Here is a 14,841-nt window from a genome sequence, read left to right on the forward strand (position 1 = left end):
TCACCCTTGGCGGTTCGGCAGAGCCGGGCAGCACGGTGACCGTCACTTACCCGGATGGAACCACCGGCAGCGTGGTGGCAGGCGAGGATGGTCGCTTCACCCTCACGTCCCCGGCTGGCCAGCCCAGCGGTGATGTGACCGCTACGGCCACGGACCAAGCCGGCAACACCGGTCCGTCCGCCACCGGCGAATTTGCCGATACCACCGCGCCCGACGCGCCGAGCGTCACCGTCAGCGCCAATGCCGACGGCGGCCTGACCGTCAGTGGCAGCGCGGAAGCGGGCAGTACCGTCACCGTGACCTTCCCGGATGGTTCTACCGATACCGTCACGGCGGGAAGCGATGGCAGCTACAGCATCACCACCCACGTGCCGCAGACCAGCGGCGAGGTCAGCGCGACCGCCACTGATACGGCCGGCAACACCGGCGATGCCGCCACCCGGACCTATACCGACAGCACCGCGCCGCAAGCGCCTGTCCTCGATCCTGTCGCGACCAACGACGACGGCAGCATTACCGTGGGCGGCAGCGCCGAACCGGGCAGCACCGTCACCGTGACCTATCCCGATGGCAGTACCGGCTCCGTGGTCGCGGGTGAAGACGGCTCCTGGTCGATCACCTCGCCGGACAACCAGCCCAGCGGTGAGATCAGCGTCAATGCCACCGACGAGGCCGGCAATACCGGCGACTCGGCGACCGAGAGCTACACCGACACCACCGCGCCGGATGCGCCGAGCGTGAATGTCGTCGGCAATGCCGACGGCGGCCTGACCGTAAGTGGCAGTGCCGAGCCGGGCACGACCGTCACAGTGACCTTCCCCGATGGTTCCACCGACACCGTCACGGCGGGCAGCGATGGCAGTTACAGCATCACCACGAACGTGCCGCAGACCAGCGGCGAGGTGACCGCCAGCGCCAGTGATGCGGCAGGCAACGTGGGCGACAACACCACCGTGGGCTACATCGACAGCACCGCTCCGCAGTCGCCGAGCGTAACCGTCAGCGCCAACGACGATGGCGGATTGACCGTCAGCGGCAGCGCGGAAGCCGGCAGCACCGTGACCGTGACCTTCCCGGACGGCTCGACTGCCTCGGTGACCGCCGGCAGCGACGGTCGCTACGAAATCACCACCCATGTGCCACAGACCAGTGGCGAGGTCAGCGCCAGCGCGACTGATGCCGCAGGCAATGCCGGCGCGCCCACCGTCGAGAGCTACACCGACACCCAGGGCCCGCAGGCCCCGAGTGTGAACGTGACGGCGAATGCCGACGGCGGCCTGACGGTTGCCGGCAGCGCCGAACCGGGCAGCAGCGTGAGCGTGACCTTCCCCGATGGCAGCACGGCGACGGCCACGGCCGGCAACGACGGCAGCTACAGCGTCACCACCACGACTGCGCAAACCAGCGGTGACGTCAGTGCCAGCGCCACCGATGCCGCCGGCAACACCGGCGCTGCGGCGACTGTGGCCTACACCGACACCGGCGCACCGCTGGCGCCAAGCGTGAACGTGACGGCGAATGCCGATGGCGGCCTGACCGTGACGGGCACGGCAGAGGCGGGTAGCACCGTCACCGTGACCTTCCCGGATGGCAGCACCGGCACAGCGACCGCGGGCACCGATGGCAGCTACAGCGTCACCACCCTCGTTCCGCAAACCAGCGGTGACGTCAGCGCCAGCGCCACCGATGCCGCTGGCAATACCGGCGCAGCGACCGTCGAGTCGTACACCGATGGCACCGCGCCGCTGGCACCGGAGCTGGACCCACTGGTCACCAACGGCGACGGCAGCGTCACCCTCACCGGCAGCGCCGAAGCGGGCAGCACCGTGACCGTCACCTTCCCGGACGGCACCACCGGCTCCGTGGTCGCGGGCAACGATGGCGCCTTCAGCATCACCTCGCCGGCGGGACAACCCACTGGTGATGTCACTGCCAACGCTACCGACGCCGCCGGCAATACCGGTCCGTCGGCCACCGGCGAGTTCGCCGACACCACCGCACCGGACGCACCGAGCGTAAACGTCAGCGCCAATGCCGACGGCGGCCTGACCGTCAGCGGCATTGCGGAGGCCGGCAGCACCGTCACCGTGACCTTCCCGGATGGCAGCAGCAGCACCGCGACCGCGGGTAGCGACGGTGCCTACAGCGTGACCACCACAGTGCCGCAGACCACCGGTGAAGTCAGCGCGACCGCCACTGATGGCGCCGGCAATACCAGCGGTGCCGTCACGGTGGACTACACCGACACCGGCGCGCCGCAGTCGCCGAATGTGAACGTCAGCGCCAACGCCGATGGCGGCCTGACCGTGACAGGCACGGCAGAGGCGGGCAGCACCGTCACCGTCACCTTCCCGGACGGCAGCACGGGTACGGCAACCGCGGGCAGTGACGGTAGCTACAGCGTCACCACCACGGTTCCGCAAACCACGGGTGAAGTCAGCGCGACCGCCACCGATGCCGCCGGTAATACCGGCGACGCTGCGACGGTGGACTACACCGATACCGGCGCACCGTTGGCACCGAGCGTGAATGTCAGCGCCAACGCCGACGGCGGCCTGACCGTGGCGGGCACGGCGGARGCGGGCAGCACCGTSACCGTSACCTTCCCGGAYGGCAGCACCGGCACCGCAACCGCCGGTTCCGATGGCAGCTATAGCGTCACCACCACGGTTCCGCAAACCAGCGGCGAGGTCAGCGCGACCGCCACTGACGGCGCCGGCAATACCGGCGACGCGGCCACGGTGGACTACACCGACACCGGTGCACCGTTGGCGCCGAGCGTGAATGTCGTCGCCAATGCCGATGGCGGCCTGACCGTCGCGGGCACGGCGGAAGCGGGCAGCACCGTGACCGTGACCTTCCCGGATGGCAGCACCGGCACCGCAACCGCCGGTTCCGATGGCAGCTACAGCATCACCACCCATGTACCGCAGACCAGCGGCGAGGTCAGCGCGGCCGCCACCGATGCCGCCGGCAACGCCGGTGCGTCGACGGTCGAGCCCTACACCGACAATACCGCGCCCTTGGCGCCGGTACTCGATCCGCTGGTGAACAATGCCGACGGCAGCGTCACCGTCAGCGGCAGCGCCGAAGCGGGCAGCAGCGTCACCGTCACCTACCCGGATGGCACCAGCGGATCGGTCACCGCCGGTCCCGATGGCCGCTTCAGCCTCACCTCGCCAGTCGGCCAGCCCAGCGGTGAGGTCAGTGCCAGCGCCAGCGATGCCGCCGGCAACGCTGGCCCATCGACCATCGCCCCCTTCACCGACACCACCGCGCCGGACGCGCCGAGCGTGAATGTCGTTGCCAACGCCGATGGCGGACTGACCGTGGCGGGCACGGCCGAAGCGGGCAGCACCGTCACCGTCACCTTCCCGGATGGCACCCGCGGCACGGCGCTCGCCGGTACCGACGGCAGCTACAGCGTCACCACCCACGTACCGCAGACCTCGGGCGAAGTCAGTGCACTGGCAACCGACGCCGCCGGCAATGACGGCTCGGCCACCACTGCCACGTACACGGACACCAGCCTGCCGCAGGCGCCGGTGCTTGACGCGCTGGTGAACAATGCCGATGGCAGCGTTACCGTCAGCGGCAGCGCCGAAGCTGGCAGTACCGTCACTGTCACCTACCCGGATGGCACCACTGGATCGGCGATTGCCGGTTCCGATGGTCGTTTCAGCGTCACCTCGCCGGTTGGCCAGCCCAGTGGCGAAGTCAGCGCCAGCGCCACCGACCTGGCGGGCAACGCCGGCCCGGCAGCGACGGCCGACTTCACCGACACCACCGCCCCGGCTGCGCCGAGCGTGAACATCGCGGTCAACGCCGATGGTGGCCTGACCGTGACGGGTACGGCCGAGGTGGGCAGCACCGTCACCGTGACCTTCCCCAGTGGCACCACCGGTACGGCGACTGCCGGTCCTGACGGCAGCTACAGCGTCACCACCCACGTCCCGCAGAGCACGGGCGAAGTCAGCGCCGCGGCGACCGACGCGGCCGGCAACACCGGTGCGTCCGCCTCCGCGGACTACGCCGACAGCACCGCGCCGCTGGCGCCCAGCGTGCTGGTCAACGCCAATGCCGACGGTACCCTGGTGGTCAGCGGCAGCGCCGAGGCCGGCAGCCAGGTCACCGTGACCTTCCCGGATGGCTCGCAGCAGACCGTTACCGCCAACGCCGCGGGCAGCTACAGCGCCACCAGTGCCGCTGCCCAGGGCAGCGGTGAAGTCAGCGCCGTAGCCACCGACGCCGCCAGCAATAGCAGCGACAGCGGCAGCGCTCATTACGCCCTGGCGACGGTCAGCGGCATCTCCGAAGACAACGGCCTGAACAGCGGCGACTTCATCACCAACGACAACACCCTGGTGGTCAGCGCCGCGGTGGACGGGCAGCTCAACGTCGGCGACAAGGTGCAGATCTCGATTGACGGCGGCCAGACCTGGCACGATGCCGTCGACCAGGGCAATGGCACCTACGTCTTCGATAACAGCGGCTCGGTCATGGATGATGGCGACTATCTGTTCATGGCCCGCGTGGTCGGTAGCGAAGGCAACGTCAGCCTGGCCGGCGGCCAGGCGGTGCAGATCGATACCCAGGGACCGTCCGCCAGCCTGACCATCAGCTTCGATGACATCAGCGACGACAACGGCTACCTCGGCAACGACTTCGTCACCAACGACAACACGCTGCTATTCCACGGGCACCTGAGCCAGAACCTGGCGGACGACGAAGGGGTGGAAATTAGCCTCGACGGTGGCCAGACCTGGCAGCGGGTCGAGGTCAACGGCACCGACTGGAGCTTCGACAACACCGGCAACGTACTGGGCGACGCCGAGTACGACGTGCAGGTGCGGGTGGTCGACGATGCCGGCAACGTCGGCAACAGCTCCAGCCACACCGTAGTGATCGACACCGACGGCCCAGGCGCCGACAAGACCATCACCCTCGATGCCATCAGCGACGACAATGGCGCCCAGGGCAACGACTTCATCACCAACGACAACACCCTGGTGTTCTCCGGCAAGCTGGGCGTTGCGCTCGGTGACGGCGAAGGCGTGGAGATCAGCCTGGACGGCGGCCAGACCTGGCAGCGTGCCGAGGTCTCCGGAACGGACTGGCGCTTCGACAACACCACTGACGTGATCGCCGACGGCAGTTACACCGTGGTCGTGCGGGTGGTGGACGACGCCGGCAATATCGGCCAGAGCGCTCAGCACGACCTGAGCATCGATACCCTGGCGCCGACCTTCACCAGTTTCGTGCTCGACCTGGATACCGCCAGCGATAACGGCAGCAGCACCAGCGACAACAAGACCAGCGTGATGACGCCGAGCTTCACCGGCACCGTCGCCGGTCTCTCCGCCGCGGACGCGGCGGCAGCCGCGGCGGGCAAGATCACCGTGATGCTGTTCGACGACAAGAACGGCGATGGTGTTTATGGCCAGGGCGATGTCATCTACGCCCAGGACCTTACCCTGACGGTGAACGGCACCGGCGGCACCTTCAACGTGACGCTGCCGTCGATGTTCGATGGCAGCTACAACCTGAAGGCAGTGCTGGTGGATGAGGCGGGCAACCACTCGCAGGTCGGCCTGCTCGACAACAGTGCCGATGCCAGGCTGGTCATCGACGTGGCCGGGACGCCATCGGTCGCTTCCAGTACACAGGCCGCCGACGGTCTGGGGCTGTCGATGTCTTCCATCGGCGACTTCAACGGCGACGGCTACGAAGACTTCGTGGTCTCCGCACCGCATGACATCTACGGTTCCACCGCGGCCTACCAGTCGGACATCTATGTGCTCTACGGCAGCGCCAATGGTCTGCCGTCGTTGAAGAATATCGACAACCTGACTCCGGACCAGGGCTTCCGCATCAAGCAGACCGGGGTCACCGGCACCGGCGCCGACGTCGGTATCCAGGGACAACTGGTCACCAACCTTGGCGATATCAACGGCGATGGCTACGACGACTTCGCCATCACCGGCACACTGAACGATCGCGCCTACGTGATCTTCGGCCGGGAGGGCAACACCCTCAGCACCCTCGACCTGCTGAGTCTGGAGAACGGTGCCACCGCCAATGGTTTCGTGATCAAGAACAACAACACCGGTGGCTGGCCGGCTAACAACATCAGCGGTGGCGACATCAACGGCGATGGCTACGCCGACCTGATCATCGGCTCGGCCGATGGCAACGGTGGCAACGGCATGTACGTGGTGCTCTATGGCCATGCAGGCGCAGCAGGCTCTTCCGCCTGGAGCAACCTGCTGCTGCGCAACTACGTCAGCGACGCAGATCCGGGTGGCCTGTACTACGCCACCGGTGCGACTTCTTCCACCCTCGGTTCGCGCGTGGAGAACCAGACCAACGTGCGCACCACCTACGCGCCCGACGCCGATTCCGACCTCGGCTCGGTGATCAAGGTCATCGGTGACGTCAACGGCGATGGATATGCCGACTACATCGTGACCGCACCGCGTGGTAATGGCCTGAATGGCAGCACCATCACCAACAGCGGCACCGCCTACCTGACCTGGGGGAGCGCCGACGGCCTGGGCAACAGCTACAACCTGGCCAACCTGACCCCGGACCAGGGCGTGCGCCTGGTAGGGTCGGAAGCCGGCGAGTGGCTCGGCGGGGCGACCTATGACCAGGGTGGAGCGGCGCAGAACGCCGGCCAGTGGTATGCCGAATTCTCCTCGATCCAGAACATCGGTGACATCAACGGTGACGGCATCGAGGACTTCGCGATCGGCTCGCCGGGTTGGGGCGACTCGGCTTCCGACACCACCGCACCGGGCCGCGTCTATGTGATCTACGGCAAGGAGAGCGGGGTAGCCTGGGGCGACATCAATCTGGGCAACCTGAACGGCACTGACGGCTTCATCATCTCCAGCAGCAGCAATGGCACCGCCATCGGCGGCTCGAAGACCACCGCAGACGGCATGCTCGGCTATGCCGTCAGCTCCGGCGGCGATGTCAACGGCGACGGCATCGACGACTTCCTGATCGGCATGCCCGGCTACGACAATGGCGTCACCAACCGTGGTGCGGTGTACCTGGTCTACGGCCGTGCCGACGGCAGCTTCGACGCCAACACCGATCTGGATGCGCTGGTCGCGGCCGGCCTGGCAGTGAAGTACACCGGCGCCAACGCCAATGACTACGCCGGTACCGGCCTGGCCATGGGCGACTGGAATGGCGACGGCATCGCCGACTACGGCTATGGCGTCTGGCAGAGCGACACCGGCGCGACCAACGCGGGCGGCTACAACATCTACAGCGGCTCGATCGCGCTGCTGACCCACAGCTACACCGTCGGCGACGACGAAATCTGGGCCGGCACCACCAGCCCGGGAGCGTCCGCCATCAACAACGGGGTGGACATCATCAGCGGCGGTCAGGGCAACGACATCATCCACGGCATCGGTACCGACACCACTGGTACCACCGATACCAGCGTGCAGCATGACGTGGCCATGGGCGGTGCCGGCAACGACACCATCGGTCTGGTCGGGACGACCTTCACCCGGGTCGACGGTGGCCTGGGCATCGATACCCTCAAGTTCGAGGCCTCCGGCCTGCAGCTGGATCTCACCAGCTACGGTACGCGGGTCAAGGGCTTCGAGATCTTCGACCTGGGCAGCAGCCAGGAGGGCAGCGGCAACAACACCCTCTCGCTGCGACTGTCGGATGTCCTTAAGCAGGTCGATACCACCAGCGTCGAGGTACCCAACCTGATGATCAAGGGCGACGGCACTTCCACCGTGGATCTGGCCGAAACCGTCGGTTCCGGCGGCTGGGAAGTCAGTGGCAGCAAGACCGTGAATGGCGTCGACTACGACATCTGGCACAACGCGAGCATGGGGAGCAACACCAATGCGGACCTGCTGATCCAGCACGGCATCAACGTGGTCTGACGAGGACCCGGCCCAGGGGCGCTACGCGGCCAGAGCCCCTGGATCCGGCTACCGGCCGCGACTCTCTTGCCTGACCGGCGGGGTGCTCAGCGCCTCCCGCCGGTTGGGCGCTTGTCGTTTAGGAAACGTCTCATTCATGTGCGGCAGCCGGCTCCAGATAATGACCCGGACGATTCGCAACAGGCCGTCCTGAGCGGCCTTCTTCTACAGCGGGTATCCCCCAGCACAGCCCTCCGGCGGCCGCTGGCAGGCCCCTCTCTCCACGCCCTCCAGGGCGCTGCAGACGAACGTCGCGTATCCAACGCGCGCTGGCACTCCAGGTTGAGTTCCCCTCCGACGAGCACGGAAGACCGTACCGGCGCGCCTCAATTGACTCCGGGAGGCCCTCGGTGAACGCCTGGAAATTCGGACCCCTGGCCTGGCTCAGCCTGGCCAGCTTCTCCACCGCAACGCTCGCGGGCGTCCTTGATGACGGCTGGTTCGGCGCCAGCAGCCCCGAGCAGCGCAGCCTGGCTCCCAGCCATCTGATCGAACAGACCGGCGGCCAGCGCCTCACGCCTGAACTCGACGCGCCGGCCGCGCGCCGCCTGCTGGACATCAATCACGCCGTGCAGATGGCGGTCAACCGTCACCCCTCCATCGCCGATGCCGTCGCCACCCTGGCGCAACAAGGCGATGGGATTGCCATGGCCCGTTCCGGCTATTACCCCCAGGTGAAAATGGGCCTGGGGCGTGGCGACACCACGCAGAACGGCACCAGCCAGACCGCTTCGCTGTCGGTCTCGCAGCTGCTCTACGACTTCGGCAAGGTCGCCGGCAGCGTCGACGGCGCCCAGGCACAGTCGCGCCGGCAGCAAGCCCTGGTCCTCAAGCAGATCGACCTGATCTCCCGGCAGACCGCCGAAGCGACCATCGACCTGCATCGTTATCGCCTGCTGGGTCGCATCGCCGATGAGCAGGTGAGCGCGATGGAGCGTGTCTATGCCATGACCCAGGACCGCGCCGGTGCCGGTGTCACCAGCCGTTCCGACCCGATCCAGGCGCTGGCCCGGGTCGACGCCGCGCGTGCCAACCAGTTGCAGATCCGCTCGCAGTACCACCAGGCTCAGGAACGCCTGCGTACCCTTGTCGGGGGGGCAGTTTCCGGTGAGATCACCGCGCTCTCCGACGACCAGTCAGCCCGCGTCGACCTCGCCCGACGCCTGGATACCAGCCTGCTGCCCGACGTCCTGGCCGCCGAGGCCGAGCGCCAGGCCGCCGAGGCGCAATTGCGGGTGGCCAAGGCTGATCGCATGCCGACCGTGAGCATCGAAGCCGCCAGCACCAAGGCCCTGAGTGGTGACAACCCCAGCACCTACGAGCGACATGGCAGCGACAACAGCATCAGCCTCAACTTCACCTCCACCCTGTACCAGGGCGGTGGCCTGCGCGCCCAGGTCCGCGCCGCCACCAACGCCCTGGAAGCTGCGCGACAACGCATCGAGGATGCGCGCCTGTCGGCCAGCGACCAGATGCGCCATATGCGCGAGCAGATCATCGGCAACCGCGCGCGCCTGGGCGTGCTCGGCAGCCGCAAGCGTAACCTCGACGAGTCGCGCGAGCTGTACCGCGAGCAGTACAAGCTCGGCACCCGCTCGATCCTCGACCTGCTCAATACCGAGCAGGAGTACTACCAGGCACTCTCTGACGAGGAAATGGTGCGTCATGACCTCTGGCTGGGCCAGGTCGGCCTGATCGACGCCCAGGGCCTCAGCCGCGAGTTCTATGGCCTGAACTACACCAGCGTCCAGGGTATGGAGGTGCTGCCATGAGCCTGACCCCGCACTCCGCGCGCTGGCTGGATGCCATGCTCGCCGTTGCCCGCCACTATGGCATCGGTGTCTCCGAAGAGGGCGCGCGCGTGGCTCTGGCCTGGGAGCAGGGCGCTTCCGCGGATCTGATGCTGCTGCACATGGCCAAGAGCCTGGGACTCGCCCTGCGCTTCGGCAAACTCTCGCTCGAGCTGCTCGAGCTGCTCGACGCCTGGCGTTTGCCGTTGGTTGCGGAGTTCGACGATGGCAGCGTCTGCGTCGTACAGACCATCGACGGCGAGGGTAACCTCGGCGTGCTGTTCAGTGGCGACAAGGGCCTGGAAACCCGTATCGGTGTAGAGGAGTTCCGCCAGCGCGTGCATCGCGTGGCGATCCTGCGTCCGCAGGTGGCGGTGCCCGATGCGCGCGTCGACCAGTACATCCGTCCATACCGGCGCAACTGGTTCTGGAACATCGCCCTGCGCGACTGGAAGCGCTACGGCGATGTCATGCTCGCTTCGCTGGTGGCCAACGTCCTGGCCCTGGCCGGTGTGATCTTCTCCATGCAGGTCTACGACCGGGTGGTCCCGGCCAACTCCGAAGCGACCCTGTGGGTGCTGTTCGGCGGGGTGATGCTGGCGATCGTCTTCGAGTTCTGCCTGCGCGTCTCGCGCACGCATATCTCCGACACCGTCGGCAAACGTGCAGACCTGCGCATCTCCGATGTGGTCTTCGGCCGCGCGCTGCGCCTGCGCAATTCGGCGCGTTCGCGTTCCACCGGCACGTTCATCTCGCAGTTGCGCGAGATCGACCAGGTGCGTGAGCTGTTCACCTCGACCACGGTCGGGGCATTGGCCGACCTGCCTTTCTTCCTGCTGTTCCTGGTGGTGCTGTGGATGGTCGGCGGCCCCCTGATGTTCGTCGCCCTGGGCGCGATTCCCTTGCTGGTCATCCCCGGCCTGCTGATCCAGAAGCCGCTGGAACGCCTGTCCAACGAGGGCATGCGCGAGTCCGCATTGCGCAACGCCATGCTGGTGGAGGCGGTGCAGGGTATCGAGGACATCAAGCTGCTGCGCGCGGAAGCGCGCTTCCAGAACCAGTGGAACAACGTCAACGACGTGTCCGCCGGCATCAGCATGCGCCAGCGCTTCCTCACCAGCCTGCTGATGAGCTGGACCCAGGAAGTCCAGGGCATTGTCTATGCCCTGGTGCTGGCCCTGGGCAGCTACCTGGTGATGCAGGGCGACATGACCACCGGTGCCCTGGTGGCCTCGTCGATCCTCGCCTCACGGATGATCTCGCCGCTGGCGCAGATGGCCTCGGTATTTTCCCGCTGGCAGTCGGCTAAGGTCGCCCGCAAGGGCCTGGACGAGCTCATGAGCCGCCCGGTGGATCAGCCCGAACGGGCCCGCCGGGTGCACCGCGCGGCGCTCAATGGCAATTACCAGCTCGACGGCGTGAGCTTCCGCTACGGCGACAACGACAAGCGTCCCGCGCTGGTGGTGCCGCAGCTGCAGATCCGCGCCGGTGAGAAGATCGCCATCCTCGGCCGCATCGGCTCCGGCAAGTCGACCCTGCTCAACCTGCTCTCGGGCATGCACAGCCCACAGGAAGGCCGCGTCTCGCTCGATGGCCTGGACCTGGCGATGATCGACACCGTCGACGTGCGCCGCGACATGGCGATGCTGCCGCAGAGCTCGCGGCTGTTCTACGGCACCATCCGGGAAAACATCCTGCTCGGCGCGCCGATGGCCAGTGACGCCATGATCACCCAGGCGCTCTCCCTGTCCGGCGCCCTGTCCTTCGTGCAGGCACTGCCCGATGGCCTCGATGAGGTGATCCTCGAGGGCGGCCAGGGCCTGTCCGGTGGCCAGCGCCAGACCCTGCTGCTGGCGCGCACGCTGATCCGCAATCCGTCCGTCGTGCTGCTCGACGAGCCGACCGCCAACTTCGACGAGATGACCGAACGTCAGGTGATCGACGCCATGGGGCCATGGATGGCGCCGCGCACGCTGGTGGTTGCCACCCATCGCATGCCGGTCCTGAAATGGGTCGACCGGATCATCCTCATCGACAACGGGCGTGTGGTGCTGGACGGTCCCAAAGACAAAGTTCTCAAGGAGCTGACCCAATGACCGACCTCAAGCTCCCGGTGGCCAAGGCGGATGTCCCGCCGGCCATCCCGCCGACCACTGTTTCCACAGGCCGCGCGCACCAGCGCGGGGCCCCGGCCGAGCCGCCGCTGCCGCGCTCGAGCCTGGTGGTGTGGTTGATCGCGGCCATGCTCGGTGCCTTTGCCGTATGGGCCAGCCTGTTCTCCCTGGATGAAGTCTCCACCGGCAGCGGCAAAGTGGTGCCGTCTTCCCGCGAACAGGTCATCCAGTCCCTGGAAGGCGGCATCCTGGTCTCGCTCAATGTTCACGAGGGCGATCTGGTCGAGGCCGGTCAGGTCCTCGCCCAGCTCGACCGTACCCGCAGCGAGTCGGCGGTGGAGGAGAGTGCCTCGCGCATGCGGGCTGCCAAGGCCGAGGCCGCGCGCCTGTCTGCCGAGGTCAACGGGACGCCGCTGGCCTTCCCCGAAGACGTACAGACGTTCCCCGACCTGGTGAATAGCGAGACTGCGCTCTACCACTCGCGCAAGGACAGTCTGGCGAAGAACCTCGCGGGCATCAACGATGCGCTGGGACTGGTGCGCCGCGAGCTGGCCATGACTCAGCCGCTGGTGGCGCGCGGAGCTGCCAGTGACGTGGAAGTGCTGCGCCTCAAGCGCCAGGCCAACGAACTGCAGCGCAAGGCCACCGAGCTGCAGACGCAGTATGTGGTCAAGGCCCGCGAAGACCTGGCCAAGGCCAATGCCGAGATTGAGGCTCAGAGCTCGGTCACCCGCGGCCGCTCGGACGCCTTGCATCGCACCACCTTCACGTCGCCGGTACGCGGTATCGTCAAGGACATCGAGGTCTCCACGGTCGGCGGCGTCATTCCGCAGGACGGCAAGCTGATGGAAATCGTCCCGGTGGACGAAAAGCTTCTGGTCGAGGCGCACATTTCGCCGCGCGACGTCGCCTTCATCCGCCCCGGCCTGGACGCCACGGTGAAGATCACCGCCTATGACTACTCGATCTACGGCGGCCTGCACGGCAAGGTCACGACCATTTCGCCGGACACCATTCAGGACGAGGTCAAACGCGAGGTCTTCTACTACCGGGTGTTCATCCGCACGGACGTCGACCACCTGACCAACAAGGACGGCAAACGCTTCGGCATCGTGCCGGGGATGATCGCCACGGTCGATATCCATACTGGCAACAAGACGATCCTGGACTATCTGCTCAAGCCGCTTAACAAGGCCCGCGAGGCGCTGCGCGAGCGCTGAGCCCGGGGTGACAGGCGAAGACCTGCGTCGATGGCTGCAAACCCCGCCTCCCCGGCGGGGTTTTTCTTTGCTGACTGTCATCAGAAAGTCAGCGCAGGGTACATACTCAAGGGGCATCGACGTCGGACACGTCGATTGCGGAAGCAGTTTCCGCCATTCGCTTGTCACAGTCAGCAGGAGCGCGCTGCGGGCCGGAGAATCCCCGCCGCGACGCACCCGGCAATGACGGCCGAATGGACGGCCGCATCGATCTATCGGAAGACCCCGCGCCCAGGCGCCCGGCTTCCATCGTCAAGGAATACAGCATGTCCCCAAGACCGGTAAACAATGCCTCGGTCAGCCCCAAGGGCAGCCTCGAAACCCTCTCCCAACGTGAAGTGCACCAGCTCAGCGAAGCGGGCTCGGGCAGTACCTACAAGCTTTTCCGCCAGTGTGCCCTGGCCATCCTCAACACCGGCACGCAGATCGACAACGCCAAGCACATCCTCGACGCCTACCGCGACTTCGAACTGGAAATCCACCAGCAGGATCGCGGCGTGCGCCTGGAACTGTTCAACGCGCCGGCCGACGCCTTCGTCGATGGCGAGATGATCGCCAGCACCCGCGAGATGCTCTTCAGCGCCCTGCGCGACATCGTCTACACCCAGAATGCGCTGAACAGCCGGCGTTTCGGCCTGGACAGCTCGGCCGGCATCACCGACTACGTCTTCCACCTGCTGCGCAATGCCCGTGCGCTGCATGCCGGCGTGGAGCCGAAGATCGTCGTTTGCTGGGGCGGCCATTCGATCAGTACCAACGAGTACAAGTACACCAAGAAGGTCGGCCACGAGCTGGGCCTGCGCAGCCTCGACGTCTGCACCGGTTGCGGCCCCGGCGTGATGAAGGGGCCGATGAAGGGCGCCACCATCGGCCACGCCAAGCAGCGCATCACCGATGGCCGCTATATCGGCTTGACCGAGCCGGGAATCATCGCCGCCGAGGCGCCGAACCCCATCGTCAACGAACTGGTGATCCTGCCGGATATCGAGAAGCGCCTGGAGGCCTTCGTTCGCGTCGGCCACGGCATCATCGTGTTCCCCGGCGGTGTCGGCACGGCGGAGGAGTTCCTCTACCTGCTGGGCATTCTCATGCACCCGGAGAACCAGGACATGCCGTTCCCCCTGGTGCTCACCGGCCCGCGCAGCGCGGCGGCCTATATCGAGCAGCTGCATGCCTTCATCGGGGCGACCCTGGGGGAGGCGGCGCAGAAGCGCTATCGCATCATCATCGACGACCCGGCGGAAGTGGCGCGGGAAATGAGCGCGGGCCTCAAGCGGGTCAAGCAGTTCCGTCGCGAGCGCAACGACGCCTACCACTTCAACTGGCTGCTGAAGATCGACGAGGGCTTCCAGCGTCCGTTCGAACCGACCCACGAGAACATGGCCGGCCTGGACCTGGGGCCCGACGTCCCGCCCCACGAGCTGGCGGCGAACCTGCGCCGGGCCTTCTCCGGCATCGTCGCGGGCAACGTGAAGGATCGCGGCATCCGTATGATCGAGGAGTTCGGCCCGTACGAGATCCACGGTGACGCGGCCATCATGGAGCCGCTCGATGCGCTGTTGCAGGCGTTCGTCGAGCAGCACCGGATGAAGCTGCCGGGCGGCGCAGCGTACGAGCCTTGTTACCGGGTGGTGCAGCGCTCCGGAGTGTCGGTGTGAACCTGTAGGAACGAAAAACAAAAAGCCCCGCCAGGATGCGGGGCTTTTTCATTCGGGCTTTA

5 protein-coding genes are annotated in these 14,841 nt (G+C 66.7%); all 5 read left to right on the forward strand.

All coding sequences use genetic code 11. The annotated features are described in order from the left end of the window. Positions 1-7,919 (forward strand): S-layer family protein (locus tag A9513_RS12980; RefSeq protein WP_065084963.1); only part of this gene is annotated, 7,919 nt, incomplete at its 5' end. 389 nt (positions 7,920-8,308) lie between these two features. Continuing rightward, positions 8,309-9,730, forward strand: coding sequence for a TolC family outer membrane protein (locus A9513_RS12985; RefSeq protein ID WP_024765249.1), 1,422 nt, complete (start codon positions 8,309-8,311; stop codon positions 9,728-9,730). Then, complete coding sequence (locus tag A9513_RS12990; RefSeq protein ID WP_065084964.1) at positions 9,727-11,844, forward strand: type I secretion system permease/ATPase; 2,118 nt, start codon at positions 9,727-9,729, stop codon at positions 11,842-11,844. Before A9513_RS12985 ends, A9513_RS12990 begins: the two co-directional genes overlap by 4 nt. Then, positions 11,841-13,082 carry an HlyD family type I secretion periplasmic adaptor subunit gene (locus tag A9513_RS12995; RefSeq protein WP_255302850.1) on the forward strand — a complete coding sequence of 414 codons (1,242 nt, stop codon included), beginning with the start codon at positions 11,841-11,843 and terminating at the stop codon, positions 13,080-13,082. The genes A9513_RS12990 and A9513_RS12995 overlap by 4 nt, the downstream gene beginning before the upstream one ends. Before the next feature lie 305 nt (positions 13,083-13,387). Beyond that, positions 13,388-14,779: a nucleotide 5'-monophosphate nucleosidase PpnN gene (ppnN, locus tag A9513_RS13000; protein WP_024765246.1), complete on the forward strand. Its 1,392-nt coding sequence runs from the start codon at positions 13,388-13,390 to the stop codon at positions 14,777-14,779. The last annotated feature ends 62 nt before the right edge of the window (positions 14,780-14,841 follow it).

It is taken from the genome of Pseudomonas sp. AU12215 (genome assembly GCF_001675465.2).
GTDB classification, from domain to species: Bacteria; Pseudomonadota; Gammaproteobacteria; order Pseudomonadales; family Pseudomonadaceae; genus Pseudomonas; species Pseudomonas nitroreducens.

Excerpts from the sequence above, each read along its gene's own strand:
- ppnN (WP_024765246.1), top strand. The coding sequence starts at position 13,388 with ATGTCCCCAAGACCGGTAAACAATGCCTCGGTCAGCCCCAAGGGCAGC.
- A9513_RS12990 (WP_065084964.1), top strand. The coding sequence starts at position 9,727 with ATGAGCCTGACCCCGCACTCCGCGCGCTGGCTGGATGCCATGCTCGCC.
- A9513_RS12995 (WP_255302850.1), top strand. The coding sequence starts at position 11,841 with ATGACCGACCTCAAGCTCCCGGTGGCCAAGGCGGATGTCCCGCCGGCC.